At 67.8% G+C, this 1,059-nt stretch carries 1 protein-coding gene; it reads left to right on the top strand.

Features of this window, described 5'->3' with window-relative positions:
• Positions 1–1,006, top strand: a 1,006-nt coding sequence (locus AB1K54_RS17300) for an IS256 family transposase (RefSeq protein ID WP_371204005.1), incomplete at its 5' end; no start/stop codon positions are given.
• Between the last annotated feature and the right edge of the window lie 53 nt (positions 1,007–1,059).

The raw sequence follows: 1,059 nt of genomic DNA, 5'->3' as shown, positions 1-1,059 counted from the left end.
GCTGCGGCAGGGCACGTACTTCCCGGAATGGCTGCTGGAACGCCGCCGCCGGGCCGAGGCGGCGCTGACCACGGTGGTCGCGACCAGCTATCTCCTGGGCGTATCGACCCGGCGGATGGAGGACCTGGTGAAGACGCTCGGGATCACCGGACTGTCGAAGTCGCAGGTGTCCGAGATGGCGCGGGACCTCGACGAACAGGTCACCGCGTTCCGGACCCGGCCGCTGGACGCCGGCCCCTACACGTTCGTCGCCGCCGATGCGCTGACCATGAAGGTCCGAGAGGGCGGGCGGGTCGTGAAGATCGCCTGCCTGGTCGCGACCGGGGTCAACGCGGACGGCTACCGGGAGATCCTCGGCCTGCAGACCAGCTCCACCGAGGACGGCGCCGGCTGGTTGACGTTCTTCCGTGACCTGGTCGCCCGCGGACTTTCCGGGGTGAAGCTGGTCACCTCCGATGCGCACGCCGGTCTGGTCGCCGCGACCGGCGTCACCCTGCCCGGAGCCTCGTGGCAGCGGTGCCGCACCCACTACGCCGCGAACCTCATGTCGGTGACCCCGAAGTCCTCGTGGCCGTGGGTGAAGACGCTGCTGGGCACGATCTTCGACCAGCCCGACAAAGAAGCCGTCAACGCCCAGTTCGACCGGGTCCTCGACGCTCTCGAACACAAGCTGCCGCGCAGCTTCGAGCACCTCGAGGCCGCCCGCGACGAGATCCTCGCGCTCACCGCGTTCCCGAAGGAGATCTGGAGACAGATCTGGTCCAACAACCCGAACGAACGATTGAACAGGGAGATCCGCCGCCGCACCGACGTTGTCGGAATCTTCCCCAACCGCGACGCGATCATCCGCCTCGTCGGCGCCGTCCTCGCCGAACAACACGATGAGTGGGCCGAGCAACGCCGCTACCTCGGCCTCGAAGCCCTCACCAAAGCCCGCCGCATCGGCGAACCCGAACCCGCCCCCGAGGAGGCAACCGAGCCAGACCTGAAAGCCCTCACCACCTGACCCCCACCCTCGAAGGATCACGAATCAGATACACCACGTCCCAGGACTTGACC

Source organism: Microbacterium sp. BWT-B31, assembly GCF_041379855.1.
In the GTDB taxonomy this organism is placed as follows: Bacteria; Actinomycetota; Actinomycetes; order Actinomycetales; family Microbacteriaceae; genus Microbacterium.
Note: the sequence above shows the minus strand (reverse complement) of the source record. Positions and strands in the feature narration are given on the sequence as shown.